Raw genomic sequence first — 20,665 nt, 5'->3', positions numbered from 1 at the left:
ATGCCGCGCCACGGGACCGGCTGATGAACGATTCGATCAAGACCCTGGTGATCGTCGGTTTCCTGGCGCTGATCCTGTGGAACCTGGGCGCGGGGCTGTACTACATGCTGGTCGACAAGGGCCAGACCAAGCGCACGGTCAACGCCCTGACCAAGCGCATCGCGCTGTCGATCGTGCTGATCCTGCTGGTGGTGCTGGCCCACTACATGGGCTGGATCGAGTTCCACGGCGTGGGCCGCAACCCCGACTGAGCCGGGCACGGGCGCGCCGGGCGCCGACGGCCGCGCGCGCGGCTGTCCGGGAGCGGACCGGTAAACGCGCAGGAGCGCCGCATCGGGCGCTCCTGGCGGGAACGGCGCGAGCTGGCGGTCACCAGCCACGGATCACGGGGCCGACGTCCCTCAGAGGACGTAGACGAACAGGAACAGGCCCAGCCAGACCACGTCCACGAAGTGCCAGTACCAGGCCACCGCCTCGAAGGCGAAGTGGTTTTCCTTGGTGAAGTGGCCCCTGGCGCAGCGCATCCAGATCACGATCAGCATGATCGTGCCCAGGGTCACGTGGGCGCCGTGGAAGCCGGTGAGCATGAAGAAGGTCGAGCCGTAGATGCCCGAGCCCAGGGTCAGGTTCAGGTCGCGGTAGGCGTGGATGTACTCCTCGACCTGGAACACCAGGAACAGGCAGCCCAGGGCCACGGTCGCGCCCAGCCACAGCAGCAGCTGCGGGCGGTTGCCGGCCTTGAGCGCGTGGTGGGCGATGGTGATGGTCACGCCCGAGGTCAGCAGGATCAGGGTGTTGACCAGCGGCAGGCCCCAGGCCGGGATGGTCTGGAACGCGCCGCCCACCTCGCCCGGACCGGCGGTCGGCCAGGCCGCGCTGAAGCCTTCCCACAGCAGGTAGTTGGTGGCCACGCCGTCGCCGGCGCCGCCCAGCCACGGCAGCGCGAACTGGCGGGTGTAGAACAGGGCGCCGAAGAACGCGGCGAAGAACATCACCTCGGAGAAGATGAACCAGACCATCCCCATCCGGAACGAGACGTCGACCTGCTTGTTGTAGTAGCCCGAGATCGACTCGAGGATCACGTCGGCGAACCACTTGAACAGGATCGCGACCAGGCCGGCCACGCCGACGAAGAACACCGTCCGGCCCCAGTCGACGTCGTTGAACCAGGTGGCCAGGCCGAACATCGCGGTGAACAGCGCCATCGAAGCGAACACCGGCCAGCGGCTGCCGTGGGGCACGAAGTAGACGTTGGGGTCGTGTTCTGCGGTGTGGGCCTGGGACATGGCGTGGGTCCGTGGAAATCGTGGGTCAGGGTGCCGAATGCGGCACGGTGGACGACGGCGCCGCCGCGAGGCGTTCGGTGAGCACGTCGTTCTTGAAGATCGCGTACGACAGGGTGATCGTGTGGACGTCGCGCGGCAGCGCCGGGTCGATGATGAAGCGCACCGGCATGTCGCGCGCCTCGCCCGCCTGCAGGGTCTGCGCGGTGAAGCAGAAGCACTCGGTCTTCTGGAAGTAGGCCGAGGCCCGCGCCGGCGCCACCGAGGGCGTGGCGCTGCCGACCACCGGGCGGTCGCTGCGGTTGCGCGCGGCGAACGTGGCCTCGTACTGCTCGCCCACGCGCACGCGCATGCGGGTGTCGTTGGGCTCGAACGCCCACGGCAGCTTCGAGTTCACGGTGCTGTCGAACTCCACGGTGACCCAGCGCTCGGCCGGCGTGGCCGCGGCGTAGGCCGAGGCGTCGGCGGCGCTGTTGTCCATGCGGATGCCAAACACCTTCTCGCAGGCGATGCGGTACAGCGGCACCAGCGAGAAGGTGAACGCGAACGCCGCCAGCGACACGCCCAGCAGCTTGGCGATGCCGAACTTGCCGCCGCCGCTCATCGCCCGATCACCCCGGAAAGGATGAACGCCACGTACACCGCGAAGGCGATCGCGCCGGCGACGATGGCCGTGCGCACGGCGCGCCTGCGCTGCTGCGCGAGCCTGTCGTCGTCGTGCCGGGGCGCGGTCATCGCGGTCATCGCCTGCTAGTGGGTGACGTCGTCGTGGGCCAGGTCGCCGGGCTTGATGACCGGCGGCGTGCTGAAGGTGTGGAACGGCGCCGGCGACGGCACGGTCCACTCCAGGCCGCGGGCGCCTTCCCAGGCGCGCGCCGGGGCCTTGGCGCCGTACTTCAGCGAGTGGGCGAAGATGAAGATCATCATGAACGGCGTGAGGAACATGCCGAACGCGCCGATCGAGCTGACCAGGTTCCAGTCCGCGAACACCACGTTGTAGTCCGGGATGCGGCGCGGCATGCCGGCCAGGCCCAGGAAGTGCTGCGGGAAGAACAGCAGGTTGGAGAACACCAGCGTCCACCAGAAGTGGAACTTGCCCCACTTCTCGTTGTACATGCGGCCGGTCCACTTCGGCCACCAGTAGTAGATGGCGGCGATGATCGCGAAGATCGCGCCGGTCACCAGCACGTAGTGGAAGTGGGCGACCACGAAGTAGGTGTCGTGGTACTGGAAGTCGGCCGGCACGATCGCCAGCATCAGGCCGGAGAAGCCGCCGATCGTGAACAGCATCACGAACGCCACCGCCCACAGCATCGGCGTCTCGAAGCTGATCGATCCGCGCCACATGGTCGACGCCCAGTTGAACACCTTCACCCCGGTGGGGATCGAGATCAGCATGGTGGCGAACATGAAGTAGATCTCGCCGCCCAGCGGCATGCCCACCGTGAACATGTGGTGGGCCCACACGATGAACGACAGGAACGCGATCGCGGCGGTGGCGTACACCATGGCCTGGTAGCCGAACAGCGGCTTGCGGCTGAAGGTCGGGATGATCTCCGACACGATGCCGAACGCCGGCAGGATCATGATGTAGACCTCGGGATGTCCGAAGAACCAGAAGATGTGCTGGTACATCACCGGGTCGCCGCCGCCGGCGGCGTTGAAGAACGAGGTCGCGAAGAACTTGTCGGTCAGCAGCATGGTGACCGCGCCGGCCAGCACCGGCATCACCGCCAGCAGCAGGAACGCGGTGATCAGCCAGGTCCAGCAGAAGATCGGCATCTTCAGCAGGTCAACGCCCGGGGCGCGCATGTTCAGCACCGTGGCGATGATGTTGATCGCGCCCATGATCGAGCTGATGCCCATCATGTGGATGGCGAAGATCGAGAACGACACGTTCGCGCCGCCCTGCAGCGACAGCGGCGGGTACATGGTCCAGCCGCCGGCCGGCGCGCCGCCGGGCAGGAACAGCGTCAGCAGCAGCATGGTGAAGGCGAACGGCAGGATCCAGAACGACCAGTTGTTCATGCGCGGCAGCGCCATGTCCGGCGCGCCGATCTGCAGCGGGATCATCCAGTTGGCCAGGCCGACGAAGGCCGGCATCACCGCGCCGAAGATCATCACCAGCGCATGCATGGTGGTCATCTGGTTGAAGAAGTGCGGGCTGACGAACTGCAGCCCGGGCACGGCCAGCTCGGCGCGGATCACCACGCTCATCGCCGCGCCGACGATGACCATCAGGAAGCTGAAGAGCAGGTAGAGGGTGCCGATGTCCTTGTGGTTCGTGGAGAAGAACCAGCGCTCGACGAAGCCGGGCTTGTGGTCGTGCGCGTCGTGGTGGTCGGCGGTGGCGGTATGCGTGGACATTGCGTTCGGCCTTTCGGAATCGGTCAGGCGGCGCCGGCGGCGTCGGCGGGGTCAGCGGCCTGTTCGGGCGCCTGCGGGGCGGCGGGCCCCTCGCCCTGCCGCACGTCTTCGACCATGTCGGGATCGACCGAGCGCGGCGCGTTGCCGTCGCCGCCCTCGGGCACCTGCGAGGGCTCGGCCGGCGCCTGGCCGGCGGCCTTCTTCGAGGCCAGCCACGCGTCGAACTCCTCGCGCGGCACCGCGCGCACCACGATCGGCATGAAGCCGTGGTCCTTGCCGCACAGTTCGGCGCACTGGCCGCGGTAGACGCCCGGCTCGCGGATGTCGGTCCAGGCCTCGTTGATGATCCCGGGGATGGCGTCCTGCTTCCAGCCCAGCGCCGGCACCCACCAGGAGTGGATCACGTCGTCGGCGGTGATCACGAAGCGGACCTTGGTGTTGGTGGGCAGGACCAGCTCGTTGTCGACCTCGAGCAGGTAGGCCGGGTGCGCCTCGAGCTCGGCGCGGGTGACGCCGCGGGTCTGGCGCAGGCGGTCGCTCTCGCGGTCGAGGCGGCTGACGATCTCCACGCCCTCGCCCAGGTATTCGTACTTCCACATCCACTGCAGGCCGGTGACCTTGACGGTCATCTCCGACTCGCGGGTGTCGTACATCGCCACCAGCTTGGCGGTCGCGGGCACGGCCATGATGACCAGCAGCACCACCGGGATCACGGTCCAGAGGATCTCGAGCCTGGTGCTGTGGGTGAAGCTGGTGTCGGGCACCGCCCCCTTGGAGTGGCGGAACCTGTACATGGCGTAGCCCATCGCCAGGAACACCACCGCGCCGATGCCGATGCAGATCCACATGGCCAGCATGTGGGCCTCGTAGGCGTTCTGCGCCGAGGCGGTCACCCCCCGCCCCATGTTCAGCTGCCAACGGACCGGATCGGCGGCCAGCGCCGCCAAGGGCAGGGACGCCAGTGCCGCCACCATCCACCGCGAGAAACGCACCTGCATCATTGCTCGACCCCAATGTGGTCGGTCACGGCCGCGGCCGCCACTCAACCGTTGCGAACTGTCAAAACGACCCCCGCGCGCCCGGAACCGGCCGTCGCGCGAGCCGCATCGGAACCCCGCGAGCCTTCGTCACGGACACGCGAAAACTTCCGAATGGTAGCGGCCGCTCCGGTTGAGGGGCAAGCCAAAGCCGCCGCCGGGCGGCGCGCGGGGCCGGAAACCGCGCCACGCCGCGGGGCGCGGGAGCGCCGCGACGCCGCCGCGCGGCGCGGGTTTGTGCCGGCGCCCGCGCCGTGGGCGGCGGTTTCGTTCAAGCCGGGCCGACGCGGCCGCGAGCACAATGCCGGGGTGCCGGTGCCGCCGCGGCGCCGGTCCTGCCGTACCTCCCGCCATGACCGCTTCCGAACCCGCCCCCCCGCCCTTCCCCGGACCCGGCAAGGCCGCGCCATCGCCACTGCGCGCGGCGATCACCGCCGCCTGGACCCAGGACGAGACCCGCCACGTGCGCGAACTGCTGGCCGTGGCCCGCCAGCCGGTGCCCGGCTGGAGCGAGGCCGACCGCGCCGCGATCCGCGCCACCGCCACCGACCTGGTGCGCCGGGTGCGCGCCCGCGCCGCCGACCAGGGCGCGATCGAGGCCTTCATGCGCCAGTACGACCTGGGCAGCGAGGAGGGCGTGCTGCTGATGTGCGTAGCCGAGGCCCTGCTGCGGATCCCCGACCAGGACACGGCCGACCTGCTGATCCGCGACAAGCTCGGCGAGGCCGACTGGCGCCGCCACGTGGGTCGCTCGGACTCGGTGCTGGTGAACGCCTCGACCTGGGGCCTGATGCTCACCGGTCACCTGGTGGACCTGGCCGAGGAGACCCGGCGCGACGTGCGCGGCGCGCTCCGGCGCCTGGCCGGGCGCGTGGGCGAGCCGGTGGTGCGGCTGGCCGTGCGCCAGGCGATGCGGATCATGGGCCATCAGTTCGTCATGGGCCGCACCATCGACGAGGCCCTGGCCCGCAGCCGCAAGGGCGGCAACGCGATCTACCGCTACTCGTTCGACATGCTCGGCGAGGCCGCGCTGACCCGGCGCGACGCCGCCCGCTACCTCGACGCCTACGGCGAGGCGATCGCCGCGATCGGCCGCACCGGCCCGTTCGCCGACCCCATCACCGCGCCCTCGATCTCGGTCAAGCTCTCGGCCCTGCACCCGCGCTACGAGCACGCCAAGCGCGCCCGGGTGCTGGCCGAACTGGCCCCGGACCTGCTGCGGCTGGCCCGCCAGGCCAAGGGCTACAACATCGGCCTGACCGTGGACGCCGAGGAGGCCGACCGGCTGGAGCTGTCGCTGGACGTGATCGAGGCGGCCTGGCGCGACCCCTCGCTGGCCGGCTGGGAAGGCTTCGGCATCGTGGTCCAGGCCTACCAGAAGCGGGCGCCGTTCGTGATCGACTGGATCGCCGACCTCGCCCGACGCCACGGCCGCCGGATCCCGGTGCGCCTGGTCAAGGGCGCGTACTGGGACAGCGAGGTCAAGCGCGCCCAGGTCGACGGCCTCGACGGCTATCCGGTGTTCACCCGCAAGCCCAGCACCGACGTCAGCTACCTGGCCAACGCCGTGCGGCTGCTGGCCAACAGCGATGCGATCTACCCGATGTTCGCCACCCACAACGCGCAGACCATCGCCGCGGTCCACCGCATGGCGCAGGCGATGCTGCCGCCGGGCCAGCGCCCGGGCGACGGCGGCGCGCCGGGCTTCGAGTTCCAGAAACTGCACGGCATGGGCGACGACCTCTATGCCGAAGTCATCCCCGCCGACCGGCTCGGCGTGCCCTGCCGCGTGTACGCGCCGGTGGGTTCGCACGAGGACCTGCTGCCCTACCTGGTGCGGCGGCTGCTGGAGAACGGCGCCAATTCCAGCTTCGTGAACCGGATCAGCGACGAGGACGTGTCGATCGACGACCTGGTGCGCGATCCGGTCGAGGTGGTGGCTGGCTTCGACCCGGTCCCGCACCCGCGCATCCCGCTGCCGGTCGACCTGTACCGCAGCCACGGCATCGACAGGAGCAACTCCATGGGCGTGAACCTCGCCAACGACGACGCGTTGCGCGCGCTGGCCGGCCGCATCGACGAGACGCTGGCCGGCGCCGGCCCGGACGGCTGGAGCGCCGCGCCGCTGGTGCCCGGGGCGCAGCCCTCCGGCCCGCAGGTCGCGGTCACCAACCCCGCCGACCGCCGGCAGCGCGTGGGCACGTGGCAGGCCGCGGACCCGGACACGGTCGAGCGCGCCCTGGCCAACGCGGTGCAGGCGCAGCCGGGCTGGGACGCGACCCCCGCGGCCTCGCGCGCGGCGATCCTGGAGCACGCCGCCGACCTGCTCGAACAGCGCATGCCGCAGTTCATCGCGCTGTGCACGAAGGAAGCCGGCAAGACCATCCCCGACGGCGTGGCCGAGGTGCGCGAGGCGGTGGACTTCCTGCGCTACTACGCCGGCCAGGCGCGCACGCTGTTCGCGCCCGAGGCCCTGCCCGGTCCGACCGGCGAGTCCAACACCTTGCAGCTGGCCGGGCGCGGCGTGTTCGTGTGCATCAGCCCGTGGAACTTCCCGCTGGCGATCTTCACCGGCCAGGTCGCCGCGGCGCTGGCCGCCGGCAACAGCGTGATCGCCAAGCCGGCCGAGCAGACCACCCTGGTCGGCTGGCACGCGGTGAAGCTGCTGCACGAGGCCGGCATCCCCGAGGACGTGCTCCAGTACGTGCCCGGCGACGGCGCCACCGTGGGCGCCGCGCTCACCGCCGACCCGCGCGTGGCCGGCGTCGCCTTCACCGGTTCGACCGAGACCGCGCGCGCGATCAACCGCGCGCTGGCCGCGCGCGATGCCGCGATCGGCGTGCTGATCGCCGAGACCGGCGGCCAGAACGCGCTCATCGCCGACTCGTCGGCCCTGCCCGAGCAGCTGGTCAAGGACGCGCTGGCCTCGGCCTTCACCTCGGCCGGCCAGCGCTGCTCGGCCGCGCGCGTGCTGTACGTGCAGTCCGACATCGCCGACAAGGTGATCGACATGCTCGCCGGCGCCATGGCCGAACTGCAGGTGGGCGACCCGGCGCTGCTCTCGACCGACGTCGGCCCGGTGATCGACGAGGACGCCAGGCGGCTGCTCGAGGAGCACGCCGCGCGCATGGACGAGCGCGCGCGCCTGATCGCGCAGGCGCCGCTCGGCGCGGGCACGGAGCACGGCACCTTCTTCGCCCCGCGCGCCTGGGAGATCGGCGCGCTGTCCGAACTCACCCGCGAGAACTTCGGCCCGGCGCTGCACGTGATCCGCTGGCATGCCGACCAGCTCGACGCAGTGGTCGACGCGGTCAACGCCACCGGTTACGGCCTCACCCTGGGCATCCACTCGCGCATCGACGAGACCGTCGAGCGCATCGTGCAGCGGGCGCGGGTCGGCAACATCTACGTCAACCGCAACCAGATCGGCGCGGTGGTGGGCGTGCAGCCGTTCGGCGGCCAGGGCCTGTCCGGCACCGGCCCCAAGGCCGGTGGCCCGCACTACCTGCCGCGCTTTGCCACCGAGAAGACGGTGACCATCAACACCACCGCCGCCGGCGGCAATGCCAGCCTGCTGACGCTGGGGGACTGAGCGCGGTCCGCCGGCCGTCCCGCGACTGCCGGCTGCCGCGGTTCACGCCGCGATGCGCGCGGCGGTGGGAACGTGCACGGATGGCCGACGGCACGCCCCGCCTCTACCTGGTGTACCTCGATGCCGACGCCACGCCCCGCCCGGCGCCGGAACTGGCCGAACTCGCCCCCGGCCTGTACCTGGTGCGCACGGCGCGCAGCCGGTCGCAGGTCTATCACGCGCTCAAGCGGCGCTTCGCGCCGCGTCGCCTGCTGGTGGCGCCGCTGGACGGGGATCCCAAGTTCAAGGGCGTGCGCCCGGGCGCGCTGGCGTGGCTGCGCGCCACCGGCGACCGCGACGCCTGACCCTCAGCGGTAGGCGCCGGGGCCGCGCCAGACCAGGCGGCCTTCCCGATACACCTGGCGCACCGCAATCACCTCGCGCGCGTCGCCGATGGCGGCCAGTTCCGGATCGTCCGGGTCGAGCTGGCGGCAGGGCCCGGATTCGCGCCGGAGCACGGTCTCCAGCGGGCAGACCATCAGCCGCCGGGTCCCGGGCAGGGGAATGAAGAGCTCGGTCATGCCCTGCTCGCGCCACTCGCGCAGGCGGGCCTCGGCCGAGGGCTCATACACCACCTGGTAGCCGCCGGCTTCCAGGCCGGGCTCGTCGGACGGCGCGGCCAGCCGCTGGCCGCGGCCCACGGTCGGGACCGGCGCGGGGCCCGCGTTCACCGGGGCGTGGTCCCGGGGCGCCATGCCGGGCGGCTGGCCCCAGGTGTGGCCGGGACGGCGGCTGGACGGACGCGCGGCCGCGGACGGCGTGCCTTCGCCGCGACCGGGCCGCGGCGGCACGACCGCCGGGGCGGTGGCCACGTGGGCATCGAGCGGCCGCGGCTGGCGGGTCGGCGCCGGGGTGGCCTGCAGGCGCGAAGCGGCCGCCGGGGGCGGTGCCGGATCGCTGGCGGGTGACGGGGCATCCTCCGGCTCCGGCGCCGGGGTCTCGGGCCCCTCGCCGATGAATTCGACCTGGATCACGCTGCCGCCGGCGGCGTCCTCGCCGCGCGGCCGGTCGAGTTCGAGCGGCGGCACCAGCAGGACCGCGAGCAGCAGGCACAGGTGCACGACGGCCGTGAGCAGGCCGGCGATCCAGGGCTGCCAGCGGTCGAAGCGATCGCCGGGATGGGCCGGCGCGCCGGGCGCGGCGCTCATGCCGCGGTCGGTGCGTCGGGGGTGCGGGCCGTCATGGGCAACAGCGCGATGCGGGGCGCCGCATCGTAACGCGGCCGCCCTGGCGAGGGCATGCCTCGCCGCCGGGCGCGGCGGTCACGAGAGCACTGCGCCGGCCGCGACGCCCGCGTCCCTGCGGGCTGCACCACGGGGTTGGCACGGTGCAACGATCACTGGTGCGACGTCCGGTACCCCCACCCCAGCCCTCCCCCGCGAGCGGGGGAGGGGGCGAGATGCGCGGGGGGCTGCAGGCTGGCCGGTGCCAGGTCGGCTGGTGCCAGGATCACTGGTGCGACGTCCGGTACCCCCCACCCCAGCCCTCCCCGCGAGCGGGGGCGGGGGCGCGGTGCGCGGGGCCGGGAGGCGCGGTGCGGGCGGGTGGCGTGTGCGGCGACGGCGGGTGGAGAGTCCTGAGGCACGCGTACGGGGACGCGGCGTCCGTCACCGGCCGGCGCCTTCCGGGCCCCTCCCCCCGCGCCAGCGGGGGGAGGCCGGGAGGGGGGCAGGCCCGGAGCGCCTCGCCCCCGCCGTCACCCCAGCAGCCGGTTCACCCGCTGCACGAACGCCGCCGGGTCGGCCAGCGGCGCGCCGGCGGCGAGCTGGGCCTGCTCCAGCAGCAGGTGGGCGAGGTCGGCGGCGCGCGCGTCGTCGTGCTCGCCCAGCAGGCGCTGCAGCAGGGCGTGGCGCGGATTCACCTCCAGCGTCGGCTTGCGCTGCGGCACGTCCTGGCCGGCCTCGCGCAGCAGGTGCGCCAGGTGCGGCGCCATCTCCCACTCCGACAGCGCCAGGCAGGAAGGCGAATCGGTCAGCCGCGCGGACACCCGGACCTCGCCGACCGCCTCGCCGAGCAGCGAACGGATCCGCTCCAGCAGCGGCGCCGCCGCCTGCGCGGCCTCCTCCTGCCGCTTCTTCTCCGCCTCGTCCAGCGGCAGCTCGCCCTTGGCCACGTGCCTGAGCGGCTTGCCGGCGTACTCGTGCAGGTGGCCGAGCATCCACTCGTCGATGCGGTCGGACATCAGCAGCACTTCGATGCCCTTGGCGCGGAAGCGCTCGAGCTGCGGGCTGCCGGCCGCAGCGCGGTGGCCGTCGGCGGTGATGTACCAGATCGCGTCCTGGCCCTCGGCCATGCGCGCGATGTAGTCGTCCAGCGACACGGTCCGCTCCTCGCCTTCGCTCTTCGTCGAGGCGAAGCGCAGCAGTTTCGCGATCCGCTCGCGGTTGCCCGGATCCTCGACGATGCCCTCCTTGAGCGTGTTGCCGAACGCCTTGATGAAGGCGGCGAACTTTTCCGGCTCGTCGCGCGAGAGCTTCTCGATCAGGTCGAGCACGCGCCGGATGCAGGCACCGCGGATCTTCTCCAGCTGGCGGTTCTGCTGCAGGATCTCGCGGCTGACGTTGAGCGGCAGGTCGTCGGCGTCGACCACGCCGCGCACGAAGCGCAGGTAGGCCGGCAGCAGCTCCTGCGCGGCGTCCATGATGAAGACGCGCTTGATGTAGAGCTTGAGCCCCTTGCGCTCGTCGCGCGCCCCCATCAACAGGTCGAACGGCGGCTGCGAGGGGAGGTAGAGCAGGGTGGTGAAACTCTGGCTGCCCTCCACCCGGTTGTGCGACCAGGCGGCAGGGTCGTTGAAGTCGTGGCCGAGCGACTTGTAGAAGTTGCGGTACTCCTCGTCCGTGATCTCCGGCTTCGGCCGCGTCCACAGCGCCGATGCGTCGTTGGCGGTCTCCCACTGCGTGCCCGGCTCCTGCTTGTCCTTGTCCTTGTCGTCGCCGGCGGCCGGCGCCTCCTTCGGCATCCGGATCGGGAACGCGACGTGGTCGGAGTACTTGCGCACCAGCGAACGCAGCTTCCAGCCGTCGAGGAACTCGTCCTCGCCCTCCTTCAGGTGCAGGACGACGGTGGTGCCACGCGCCTCGAGCGTGGCCGGCCCGAGCGTGTACTCGCCGCGGCCGTCGCTTTCCCACTTCACCCCGGCCTCGGCCGGGGTGCCGGCGCGGCGGGTGAGCACGGTGACGCGGTCGGCGACCACGAAGGCCGAGTAGAAGCCGACGCCGAACTGGCCGATCAGGCGCGCATCCGCCTTCCGGTCCTGGCCCAGCGCCTCCAGGAACCGGCGGGTGCCGGAACTGGCGATGCTGCCGATGTTGGCCACGACCTCGTCGCGGTCCATGCCGATGCCGGTGTCGCGCACGGTGATCGTGCGCGCGTCCCTGTCCCAGCTCACCTCGATCCGCAGCTCGGGGTCGCCGGCCAGCAGGTCGGGGTTGCCGATCGACTCGAAGCGCAGCTTGTCGCAGGCGTCCGAGGCGTTGGATACCAGCTCGCGCAGGAAGATCTCCTTGTGCGAGTAGAGCGAATGGGTCACCAGGTGGAGGACCTGGTCGACTTCGGCTTCGAACTTGCGGGTCTCGGCGGCTGCGGTCACGGAATGCTCCTTCTCAAGGCCACGGCAGGCGCGGGATATGCGTGCGCAGGCGCGGTTTTCAAGCGCCGCGCCGGCTCAGGGGGCGGCGTGCGGCTGGTCGATGCCGGGCGTGAACCAGAACGGGATGCGGTACGTGCGCCGCCGGTCGCGGCCCGAGTCGCCGCCCTCGGGGTTCCACGCCAGTTCCAGCCGGTGCAGGCCCGGGCGCAGCCCGCCGACCTCGATGTAGCCGGTCAGTCCGCGCATGCCCAGGTCCTGCCGCTCGCTGGCCACGAAGTCGTCCAGCGGCACCGGCGCGCCGTCCAGCGCGACCGTCCACAGCGAGGCCAGGCAGCGCCGGGCAAGGTCGGCCGCGGCCGGCCCGGTGGCTTCGTTGCGGCCGTCCACCAGGCCCTCGCAGCGCTCGCGGGCCAGGTCGTTGTCGCGTTGCGGACGGTGCGGGATGAACAGTCGCAAGTGGGTGTCGGCCACCCGGTCGGACGGGATCATCGGCACCACGGTGGACCGGTGCGGGCCTTCGCGCATGGCTTCGTAGTGCGCGGAATGCATCCCCTCCCACGCCGCTTCCTCGCCCAGCACCCGGTAGCTGTCGACGTAGGCCAGGCGTTCGTGGTTGAGCAGCACCCAGCTGCTGATGAAGAACGCGAAGACGATGCCACCGGTGTACGCGAACATGAAGCGGCGGTTGGGCAGGTTGCTCTGCAGGGTGTACTGCACCGTGTACACCAGGCGCTGCGGGATCAGCCAGCCGTAGATGCGCAGGACCCGCTCGCCCAGTCGGCGCGCCCAACCGGCGTCGCGGCCCGCGGCCTCGCGCCGCGCGGCCACGCGGTCGGCGAACGGCGCGCCGAGGCCGACCAGCATCAGCAGCGCGGCCAGGCCGAGGAACACGGCGATGGCGGCGCGTTCGCGATCGGCGAACAGGCCGCCGGCCAGCCAGCCCGCGAGCAGCCCGAGGACCATGTACAGGCCCGTCCAGGCGATCACCAGCGCCATCAGCGTGGTCATGGCGAAGACGATCGAGGCGGCGCGGTCGGCGCCGTCGATCATGTCGTCCAGGCCTCCGATCGATCGCTGGTAGAAGCCGCGGGTCACCGGGCCGACGAGCGGCAGGCGGTCCCAGCGGATGCCGTCGGGGAAGGTCGACTTCAGGCCGATCACGCCCACCCAGTAGGCGCGGATGGACAGGTGCACGATGAAGGCCACGGCCAGGGCGTAGCACAGCCCTGCGCCCACCAGGTAGCCGTAGCGCAGGATCTGGTCGAGGACGCCGTCGACGTGGACGCTGGCGCGCTGGTAGGCGTCGAGGATCCGTGGTGGCAACGCCAGCAGTGCGAACGCGAACAGGCCCGAGACCAGCAGTTCGAGCTCGTCGGTGCGCTCGCGCAGGCGTTCGAAGGCGATGCGGCCGGCATGCGGGGTCGCGCCGGCGTCCTGGCCGGCCTGCGCCGGCGTGTCCTGGTGTTCCATCCGCCCTCCCCGCGAGAGGCCCGAAGTCTAGCCGCCGCGCGCCCGTCGTGCAGCCGGCGGGCCTGCCAGGCTGGTTCCATGGCCAAGTGCGCGCCCGTCCGCCGCAAGGCCCGCCCGCTGCGTCCGGCCGATCCGCCCCGATTGGCGGCGGCACGAACGCGCGGGCTTCGGCGACGCCCCGCGGTCCGCCACCCTGGCGATGCTGCGGTGGGCCTCGCGTGGCCACGGCGGCCGGGAGCGCGCCGCGGGGAGGTCCGCGGTCCGCGACCCGGGTCGGAGACGTCGCCTCGGTCGCGGTTGCCACCCGGGCACGTCACGATCCACTGCCGTCGACTGTCACAAGGGCAGGTACAACAGGAGGAACTGCCCATGGCGGACAACAAGCCCATCCACTATGCCCGGACCATTCCTGTCGTGATGGAAGCGCTCGAACGCGTGCACGAGGCGATGGATGCCGCCGGGCTCGACCGCGGCATCCACCATCTCGTCCAGTTGCGGGCGTCGCAGATCAACGGTTGCGGCCATTGCGTCAAGATGCATGCGCGGGAAGCGCGCGCCGACGGCGAGACGAACGATCGCCTGGACCGGCTCGTGGTGTGGCGGCAGGTGGGCGACTTCAGCCCCGCCGAACGGGCCGCGCTGGCCTGGACCGAGGCCCTGACCTCGCTCGACGCGTGCACCGGGTACGGCGAGCTGCGCGCCGGGCTGCGCCGCCACTTCAACGAGGAGCAGGTCGCGGTGCTCACCGTCACGGCGGCGATGATCAACCTGTGGAACCGCGTCCAGATCGGGTCGCATTGAGGCAGCCGGCATGGACGATGCAGCGTGGGTGGACCTGTTCGAGCGTCGGCGCCCGTTCCTGACCGGGCTGGCCTACCGCACGCTCGGCTCCAGGGCGGACGCCGAGGACGTGGTGCAGGACGTGTTCGTGAAGTGGCTCGGCGCGGACCGGGCCGCGATCGACAATCCCGATGCCTGGCTGACGACCGTGTGCGTGCGGCGCTGCCTGAACATGCTCGAATCGGCCCAGCGGGCGCGGACCGACTACGTCGGGTTCTGGCTGCCCGAGCCGGTCCAGGGCGCCGGCACGGCGTCCCCGGAGCAGGAGGCCGAGCTGGCGTCCAGCCTGTCCACGGCGTTCCTGCTGCTGCTCGAGCGGCTGGCGCCCAAGGAACGGGCGGCGTACCTGCTCCACGACATCTTCCGGCTGCGACACGCCGAGGTCGCCGGCATCATCGGCGTGCGGGAGGAGGCCTGCAGGAAGCTGGTGTCGCGGGCGCGGGCGAACATCGGCCGGCCGGTGGCGCGGCAGCACGTCCCCCCGCGCCGGCAGGCGAGCCTGCTCGAAGCGTTCCGCCATGCGGTGGCGACGGGGCAGACGGCGTTGCTGGCGGGCATGTTGGCGGAGGACGTCGTCCTGGCGGCGGATGGCGGCGGCAAGGTGGCCGCGATCGCCACCCCCGTGTGCGGACGCGCCATGGTCCTGGAGTTCATCGCCGCGCGCCTGTCGGCCTGGTGGCGGGCGTATGCCTGGGAAGACGCGACGATCAACGGCGCCCGCGGCGCGCTGCTGACCTCGGACGGGCGGCTCGAGGCCGCGGTGAGCTTCTCGTACGACGGGGAGGGCCGCGCCACCGGCGTCTATATCGTGCGCAATCCCGACAAGCTCGCCGCCCTCGCGCTCGGGGGCGTCGCGTGAGCCGCGCGGGGGATGCCGCGGTGCACGCCGCTTCGGAACCGGGCTGGCGGGGCATCCTCCGCGGGGTCCACCTGCCGCGCGCGTCGGTCCTGGCCGCAGGCGTGGCCCTGCATGCAGTGAGCCTATACCTCTCCGCCACGCTGCTCCCGGCGGTGGTGGCCGACGTCGGCGGAATGCCCTACTACGCATGGAACACGAGCCTGTTCGTGGTGGCTTCGGTGCTGGGCGCGGTCGTGGCCGTCCGCCTGCTGGCCAGGCATGGGCCGCGCGCGTCATGCCTCCGGGCGGCGGCGGTGTTCGCGGCCGGCTCGGCCCTGTGCGCGCTCGCCCCGTCGATGGCGGTCATGCTGTGCGGGCGCGTGCTGCAGGGCCTGGGGGGTGGCCTGCTGCTGGCCCTGCCCTATGCCCTGGTGCGCAGCGTGTTCCCGCCGCCCCTGTGGCCGCGGGTGATGGCGCTGTTCTCGGGGATGTGGGGGGTGGCCACCGTGCTGGGGCCGCTGCTCGGCGGCCTGCATGCGAGAGCCGGGCTCTGGCGCCTCGCGTTCTGGATGGTGGTGCTGGGAGCCGCGGCGTTCGCGGCAGGCGCGGGGCTTGCGTTGCCCCGGGCGACGCGAGCGCCCATGGCCATCCCGTCGCTGCCGTGGCGCCAGCTGGTGCTGCTGCTGTGCGCTGTGCTGGTGGCATCGGTCGCCGGCGTGCTGCCGTTTCCGTGGAGCGTGCCCTGCCTCGGACTGGCGGCGATGCTGGCCTGGGCGTTGGTCCGGACGGAGTCGTCGGCGTCGCGGCGGTTGTTGCCGATCGGGGCATTCCAGCTGTCGGGGCCGCTGGGGGCACTGTATGCCGTGTCGGCTCTGTTCGCGGTCACGGTGACCTGCACCGAGGCCTTCGTGCCGCTGTTCCTGCAGGCGCTGCACGGCCAGTCGCCGCTGGCGGCCGGCTTCGGCGCCGCCCTGCTGTCCGCGGGCTGGACCGCGGCGGCGATGTCCGGCTCGGGCGCGTCCCCCGCGCGGCGCCACCGATTCCTGTGCATCGCGCCCTTGCTTTCGGCGTTGTCCATGGGGGCGTTGGCCATGCTGATGGCGTGGCCGACCGGAGGTGGCGTCCTGGCCCTGGTGTGCGTCGCCCTGGCGGCAGGCGGCGCGGCCGTGGGGCTGGTCTACCCGTGGCTGGGTGCCGCGGTGCTGCGCGAGGCGCCGGCCGGGGAACAGGACCTGGCCGCATCCTCGCTCATGACGGTGCAGCTGTGCGCCACTGCGTTCGGGGTAGCGGCAGCGGGACTGGTGATGAATCTTGCCGCCGGGACGGCGGGCGACGCGCCGGACCTGGCGCCGGCCGCGCGCTGGATCTTCGCGCTGGCGGCGATCGCACCGCTGGCGAGCCTGCCGCTCCATGGCCGTCTCAGGCTGTGATCGGCGCGCGCGGATGGCGCCTGTGCACCGCGTGCTAGCGCAAGACTGCCTGCCGCGCGGGGGAAGGCGGCGGGGCAGGCTTTCGCCGCCATGCTGCAAGGCGACGGGTGGCGCGCGCCGTCACCGCCACCGTCGTGGTGACGACAACCCATTGCGCGCCGGAAGCGGCGCGGTGCCGTGCTCAGGCCGTCGGCTGCCCGGTGTGCGACGTGAGGATCAGCGGGGCGAGGTCGAAGCCCTGCTGGCGCGCGATCCCGAGGTAGTGCTCGCGGACGAGTTCGTCCAGCGCCGGCTCGCGCGCGAGCAGCCACAGGTACTTGCGGTCGGGACTGCCGACCAGGGCGACGGTGTAGCCGGGGTCGAGTGCGATGATCCAGTAGTCGCCCCTGGTGAACGGGATCCAGCGCAGGCCCTCGGGCAGGAACGTGACCTCCAGCCGGCTGCCGCGCGCGTCGTTGGCGGTCGCGCGGCCGACCGCTTCGTCGACCTCGCCGTCCAGGCGCATCCGGTTGCGCACCTCGACCGAACCGTCCTCCTGCAGCGCGTAGGTGGCCGAGATGTCGGTGGCCTCGCGCGGTTCGTGCCGCATCGGCAGGCGCGCGATCTCGTACCAGGTCCCCATGTAGCGGGTGAGGTCGACGGCGGGGACGGTCTTGAGTTCGGGCAGGTCGCTCATGCGGGATCCGATGGAAGAAGGGAACAAGGCCGGGACACGGTAGGACGGCGCGGGTGAAGCGACCGTCGCGCCGCGACGGCCGGCGGCACGCACGGTTCAGCCCGGAGGCGGTGGCTCCGCCACGGCACGGGCGAGGTCGCCCTGTCCGTCTTCGGCGCCGGGCGAGGTGGTGTCGGCGGTCGCCGGGCCGGGCCGCGGCGAGCGGCGCGGGCTGCGTTCCTCGCGCGCGATGTCCGCACGCAGCCGCGGCAGGGCCTGCGGATGGCAGCGCTCGAGGAAGTCGATCATGCGCTCGCGCACCACGCAGCGCAGGTCGAACAGGTCGCCGGAGTTGCGCGCGCTCACCAGCAGGCGCACTTCCATGGTGTGTTCGCGGGTGTCGGTGACCTGGGCGATGCACACCCGCCCGTCCCAGCGCGGATCCTCTTCGCAGATGCGCTGCAGCTGCGCGCGCACCTCGTCCATCGGCGTGCGGTAGTCGAGCCACAGGAAGGCGGTGCCGAGCAGCTGGGCGCTGGTGCGGGTCCAGTTCTGGAACGGGTTCTCGATGAACCACTGCAGAGGCACCACCAGCCGCCGCTCGTCCCAGACGCGCACCACCACGTAGGTGCTGGTGATCTCCTCGATCCGGCCCCACTCGCCCTCGACGATCACCACGTCGTCGAGCCGGATCGGCTGTGCCAGCGCAATCTGCAGGCCGGCGATGAGGTTGCCGAACACCGGCCTGGCGGCGATGCCCGCGACCAGTCCGAGGATGCCTGCCGAGGCCAGCAGGGTGGCGCCGAGCTGGCGGATCGCGGGGAAGGTCATCAACGCCAGCGACACGCCGACCAGGACGATCGCGCCCTGGGCCACGCGCGCGATCACCCGGGCCTGGGTCTGGATCCGGCGCGCGGCGAGGTTGTCCTCCACGTCGACCGGGTGCTCGCGCAGGATCCGCGCCTCCAGCGCCGCCACCACGCGCACCGCCAGCCAGACCACGCACAGCAGGACCCCGATCCCGAGCCAGTGCTGCGCCTGCGCCACCGCGGACGGCGGCAGCGGCGTGGCGCTCACCGCCTGCATCAGGAACAGCAGCGGCAGCGCCAGCGCCGCCGGCACCACGATCACCCGCACCACCCGCGCGGACGTGCGGGAGGCGGCGTGGCGGTCGGCGCGGCGGGCAACGGACAACAGCAGCTGGCGCACCACCAGCCCCAGCAGCAGCGCCGCCAGCAGCGGCCACGCGGCGTCGATGGCCTGTTGCCAGTCGGGCATGCCGGTGTATCCGTGGACGGGAAACGGTAAATCGTCGCACGGGCGGCGTGCACGCGGCGTCGATTCGTGGAACTCGCATCGCGGCGCGTGCTGCGATAGCGTGGCGCTCCGGTCGAACCAGGAGTCACCGCAAATGCGCAGCGCGATCCACGCACGTTTCGGCGATCCGGCCGAGGTCCTGGCGCCCGGCGACAGACCGGTGCCGGAACCCGGCAAGGGCGAGGTGCGCGTGCGCATGCGGCTGGCGCCGATCCACAACCACGACCTGTTCACCATCCGCGGCCAGTACGGCTGGAAACCTTCGCTGCCGGCGATCGGCGGCAGCGAAGGCTGCGGCGTGGTGGATGCGATCGGCGAGGACGTGGAAGGTTTCGCGCCGGGGCAGCGGGTGACCACCGCGTCGGCGCGCGGCACCTGGGCCGAGTACTTCCTCGCTGACGCGCGCGCCCTGGTGCCGGTGCCCGACGCGATGCCCGACGAGGTGGCCGCGCAGCTGGTGGCAATGCCGCTGAGCGCGCTGATGCTGCTCGAATCGCTGGCGGTCAAACCGGGCCAGTGGATCGTGCAGAACGCGGCCAACGGCGCGGTCGGCAAGACCCTGGCGATGCTGGCCGCCGCGCGCGGCGTGCGCGTGCTCGGCCTGGTGCGGCGCGAGGAAGGCGTGGCCGAACTGGCGGCGCTGGGGGTGGAGGACGTGTTGTGCACGCAGGCCGACGGCTGGCGCGACGCGGCGCGCGAGCGCCTTGGCGCGGACGGCGCGCGCGCCGCGGTGGATTCGGTCGGCGGGCGCGCCAGCGCGGACCTGTGCAGCCTGCTCGGCCATGGCGGCGTGCTGGTGTCGTTCGGCGCGATGGGCGGCGAACCCATGCACGTGCCGCCCGGCGACGTGATCTTCCGCGACGTGCAGGTGCGCGGGTTCTGGGGCAGCAGGGCCAGCCGCGAGATGCCGGCCGAGCGCAAGCGCGCGCTGTTCGCCGAGCTGATCCAGCGCGCGCTCGACGGGCAGCTGCGCCTGCCCGTCGACGCGATCTACGACCTGGAGCAGGTGGCCGAGGCCGCCGCGGCGAGCCAGCGCCCGGGCCGCGGCGGCAAGGTGCTGCTGCGCGGCTGACCGCGGCGCCGCCTGCGCGCCGTCAGTCGGCGGTGACGGTCTCGAGGATCCGCTTGCCGGCGGCGATGTCCTCGGCCTTGCCGTCGGCCGCCACCGCGCCGTCCGCCTGCGCCGCGCCGTTGCCGCAACGCCCGACCATCATCGGGCAGTGCTCGGTCATGTAATCGATCTCGAGGTTGAGCCGCTCGAGCAGGAAGTCGATGAACGCGCGCACCTTGGGCGACTGGCCGTGCCCGCGCGGGAACACCGCGTTGAACTCGTACTCGGGGCCGACCCAGCCGGCGAGCACGCGCTTGACCTTGCCCAGCTCCACCGCCTGCTTGACCATCACGTCGGCGCCGACGAGCAGACCTTCCCCGCACAGCAGCGCGCCCTTCAGCGCGGCCGGGTCGTTGGCGACCAGCACCGGGTTGATCGGGAACTGGCGCGGGCCGTTGCCGTCGTCCAGCGTCCAGGCGTAGCCGTTGCCGTGGCGATGCTTGTGCATGGCGAGCGTGCGGTGGTACTGCAGCTCGTCCGGATGCAGCGGCTCGCCGTGGCGTTCGACATAGCAGCTGGAGGCGAACACCTGGGTGCGGATGGTGCCGAGCCGGCGCGCGACCAGGCTAGAATCCGGCAGCGGGCCGAGCCGCAGCGCGAGGTCGATCTCGGTGGCGATCAGGTCGACCGGCTCGTTGGACAGGGTCATGTCCACCCGCACTTCCGGGTGGCGCATGTGGAACTCGCCCAGCAGCGGCGCGATCTTGTCGATGCCGATCGAGTAGGGCGCGGTGAAGCGCAGCCAGCCGCGCGGGCCGGCCTGCAGCTGGCTGACCGCGCTCTCGGCCTCGATCAGGTCGCGCGCGATGCGCTGCGAATGTTCGTAGTAGACGCTGCCGGCCTCGGTGAGGCCGAGCTTGCGCGTGGTGCGATGGAGCAGCTGCGCGCCCAGGCGCGACTCCAGTTCCTGCACCTTGCGGCTGACCGTGGTCTTGGGCAGGCGCAGCGAGCGGGCGGCGCCGATGAAGCTGCCGTGCTCGACCACCTTGACGAAGATCAGGGTCTCGTTGAGATCGTGGGTCATCGCGGCCTCCGGCTGCGTCGGTTGGATTGGCCCGCCTGCTGGACAATTATTCCCTTGATTGGGGACTAAT

General features: G+C 72.0%; 18 protein-coding genes. 7 read left to right on the top strand and 11 right to left on the bottom strand.

All coding sequences use genetic code 11. The features are described from left to right. Positions 1 to 23: 23 nt before the first annotated feature. On the top strand, positions 24 to 251 hold the full coding sequence (locus FQY79_RS11120) for a twin transmembrane helix small protein (RefSeq protein WP_146312978.1): 228 nt from the start codon (positions 24 to 26) through the stop codon (positions 249 to 251). Between the two features lie 150 nt (positions 252 to 401). Here FQY79_RS11120 and FQY79_RS11115 read toward each other — a convergent pair whose 3' ends face one another. The 5 genes from FQY79_RS11115 to coxB are packed head-to-tail and all read right to left on the bottom strand — an operon-like array spanning position 402 to position 4,651. Then, a complete protein-coding gene (locus tag FQY79_RS11115) occupies positions 402 to 1,286 on the bottom strand; it encodes a cytochrome c oxidase subunit 3 (RefSeq protein ID WP_146312977.1) in 885 nt (294 codons plus the stop codon). A 25-nt stretch (positions 1,287 to 1,311) separates the two neighbouring features. Then, positions 1,312 to 1,887, bottom strand: coding sequence for a cytochrome c oxidase assembly protein (locus tag FQY79_RS11110; RefSeq protein ID WP_146312976.1), 576 nt, complete (start codon positions 1,885 to 1,887; stop codon positions 1,312 to 1,314). Further along, positions 1,884 to 2,027: a hypothetical protein gene (locus FQY79_RS15410; RefSeq protein WP_186759970.1), complete on the bottom strand. Its 144-nt coding sequence runs from the start codon at positions 2,025 to 2,027 to the stop codon at positions 1,884 to 1,886. Before FQY79_RS15410 ends, FQY79_RS11110 begins: the two co-directional genes overlap by 4 nt. A 6-nt stretch (positions 2,028 to 2,033) precedes the next feature. After that, positions 2,034 to 3,650 (bottom strand): cytochrome c oxidase subunit I, encoded by a 1,617-nt coding sequence (gene ctaD / locus FQY79_RS11105; protein WP_146312975.1) that lies wholly within the window; start codon positions 3,648 to 3,650, stop codon positions 2,034 to 2,036. Positions 3,651 to 3,673: 23 nt separating this feature from the next. Beyond that, positions 3,674 to 4,651, bottom strand: a complete 978-nt coding sequence (gene coxB, locus FQY79_RS11100; protein WP_146312974.1) for a cytochrome c oxidase subunit II — start codon at positions 4,649 to 4,651, stop codon at positions 3,674 to 3,676. A gap of 388 nt (positions 4,652 to 5,039) precedes the next feature. Between coxB and putA the strand changes: the two genes are divergently transcribed. Together putA and FQY79_RS11090 are read left to right on the top strand one after the other, a co-directional pair. After that, positions 5,040 to 8,279, top strand: coding sequence for a bifunctional proline dehydrogenase/L-glutamate gamma-semialdehyde dehydrogenase PutA (putA, locus tag FQY79_RS11095; protein WP_146312973.1), 3,240 nt, complete (start codon positions 5,040 to 5,042; stop codon positions 8,277 to 8,279). An 80-nt stretch (positions 8,280 to 8,359) separates the two neighbouring features. Then, the gene (locus FQY79_RS11090) at positions 8,360 to 8,623 is read left to right on the top strand and encodes a hypothetical protein (protein WP_146312972.1); all 264 of its coding nucleotides are present in this window, start codon (positions 8,360 to 8,362) and stop codon (positions 8,621 to 8,623) included. 3 nt (positions 8,624 to 8,626) lie between these two features. Here the strand turns inward: FQY79_RS11090 and FQY79_RS11085 are convergent, their stop codons facing one another. The 3 genes from FQY79_RS11085 to FQY79_RS11075 all read right to left on the bottom strand — a co-directional run bounded on the left by FQY79_RS11085 (position 8,627) and on the right by FQY79_RS11075 (position 13,380). After that, a complete protein-coding gene (locus FQY79_RS11085) occupies positions 8,627 to 9,466 on the bottom strand; it encodes a type II toxin-antitoxin system RelE/ParE family toxin (RefSeq protein WP_146312971.1) in 840 nt (279 codons plus the stop codon). 548 nt (positions 9,467 to 10,014) lie between these two features. Then, complete coding sequence (gene htpG, locus FQY79_RS11080) at positions 10,015 to 11,910, bottom strand: molecular chaperone HtpG (protein ID WP_146312970.1); 1,896 nt, start codon at positions 11,908 to 11,910, stop codon at positions 10,015 to 10,017. A gap of 75 nt (positions 11,911 to 11,985) precedes the next feature. Further along, positions 11,986 to 13,380, bottom strand: a complete 1,395-nt coding sequence (locus tag FQY79_RS11075; RefSeq protein WP_146312969.1) for a hypothetical protein — start codon at positions 13,378 to 13,380, stop codon at positions 11,986 to 11,988. A 369-nt stretch (positions 13,381 to 13,749) separates the two neighbouring features. Between FQY79_RS11075 and FQY79_RS11070 the strand changes: the two genes are divergently transcribed. The 3 genes from FQY79_RS11070 to FQY79_RS11060 are packed head-to-tail and all read left to right on the top strand — an operon-like array spanning position 13,750 to position 16,488. Further along, positions 13,750 to 14,181: a carboxymuconolactone decarboxylase family protein gene (locus FQY79_RS11070; RefSeq protein ID WP_027070857.1), complete on the top strand. Its 432-nt coding sequence runs from the start codon at positions 13,750 to 13,752 to the stop codon at positions 14,179 to 14,181. Positions 14,182 to 14,191: 10 nt separating this feature from the next. Further along, complete coding sequence (sigJ, locus tag FQY79_RS11065; RefSeq protein ID WP_027070856.1) at positions 14,192 to 15,079, top strand: RNA polymerase sigma factor SigJ; 888 nt, start codon at positions 14,192 to 14,194, stop codon at positions 15,077 to 15,079. Then, the gene (locus FQY79_RS11060; RefSeq protein WP_342779022.1) at positions 15,076 to 16,488 is read left to right on the top strand and encodes an MFS transporter; all 1,413 of its coding nucleotides are present in this window, start codon (positions 15,076 to 15,078) and stop codon (positions 16,486 to 16,488) included. Before sigJ ends, FQY79_RS11060 begins: the two co-directional genes overlap by 4 nt. Positions 16,489 to 16,669: 181 nt before the next feature. On the opposite strand, the gene FQY79_RS11055 is transcribed toward FQY79_RS11060, so the two are convergent. Then, on the bottom strand, positions 16,670 to 17,164 hold the full coding sequence (locus FQY79_RS11055; protein ID WP_146312967.1) for a lipocalin family protein: 495 nt from the start codon (positions 17,162 to 17,164) through the stop codon (positions 16,670 to 16,672). 96 nt (positions 17,165 to 17,260) lie between these two features. Then, positions 17,261 to 18,421, bottom strand: coding sequence for a mechanosensitive ion channel family protein (locus FQY79_RS11050; protein WP_146312966.1), 1,161 nt, complete (start codon positions 18,419 to 18,421; stop codon positions 17,261 to 17,263). Between the two features lie 133 nt (positions 18,422 to 18,554). On the opposite strand from FQY79_RS11050, the gene FQY79_RS11045 reads away from it, so the two are divergent. Continuing rightward, positions 18,555 to 19,532 (top strand): zinc-binding dehydrogenase, encoded by a 978-nt coding sequence (locus FQY79_RS11045; protein WP_146312965.1) that lies wholly within the window; start codon positions 18,555 to 18,557, stop codon positions 19,530 to 19,532. A gap of 22 nt (positions 19,533 to 19,554) precedes the next feature. Here FQY79_RS11045 and FQY79_RS11040 read toward each other — a convergent pair whose 3' ends face one another. Next, a complete protein-coding gene (locus FQY79_RS11040) occupies positions 19,555 to 20,595 on the bottom strand; it encodes a LysR family transcriptional regulator (RefSeq protein WP_146312964.1) in 1,041 nt (346 codons plus the stop codon). Between the last annotated feature and the right edge of the window lie 70 nt (positions 20,596 to 20,665).

It is taken from the genome of Luteimonas wenzhouensis, from assembly GCF_007859305.1.
GTDB lineage: Bacteria > Pseudomonadota > Gammaproteobacteria > Xanthomonadales > Xanthomonadaceae > Luteimonas > Luteimonas wenzhouensis.
Note: the sequence above shows the minus strand (reverse complement) of the source record. Positions and strands in the feature narration are given on the sequence as shown.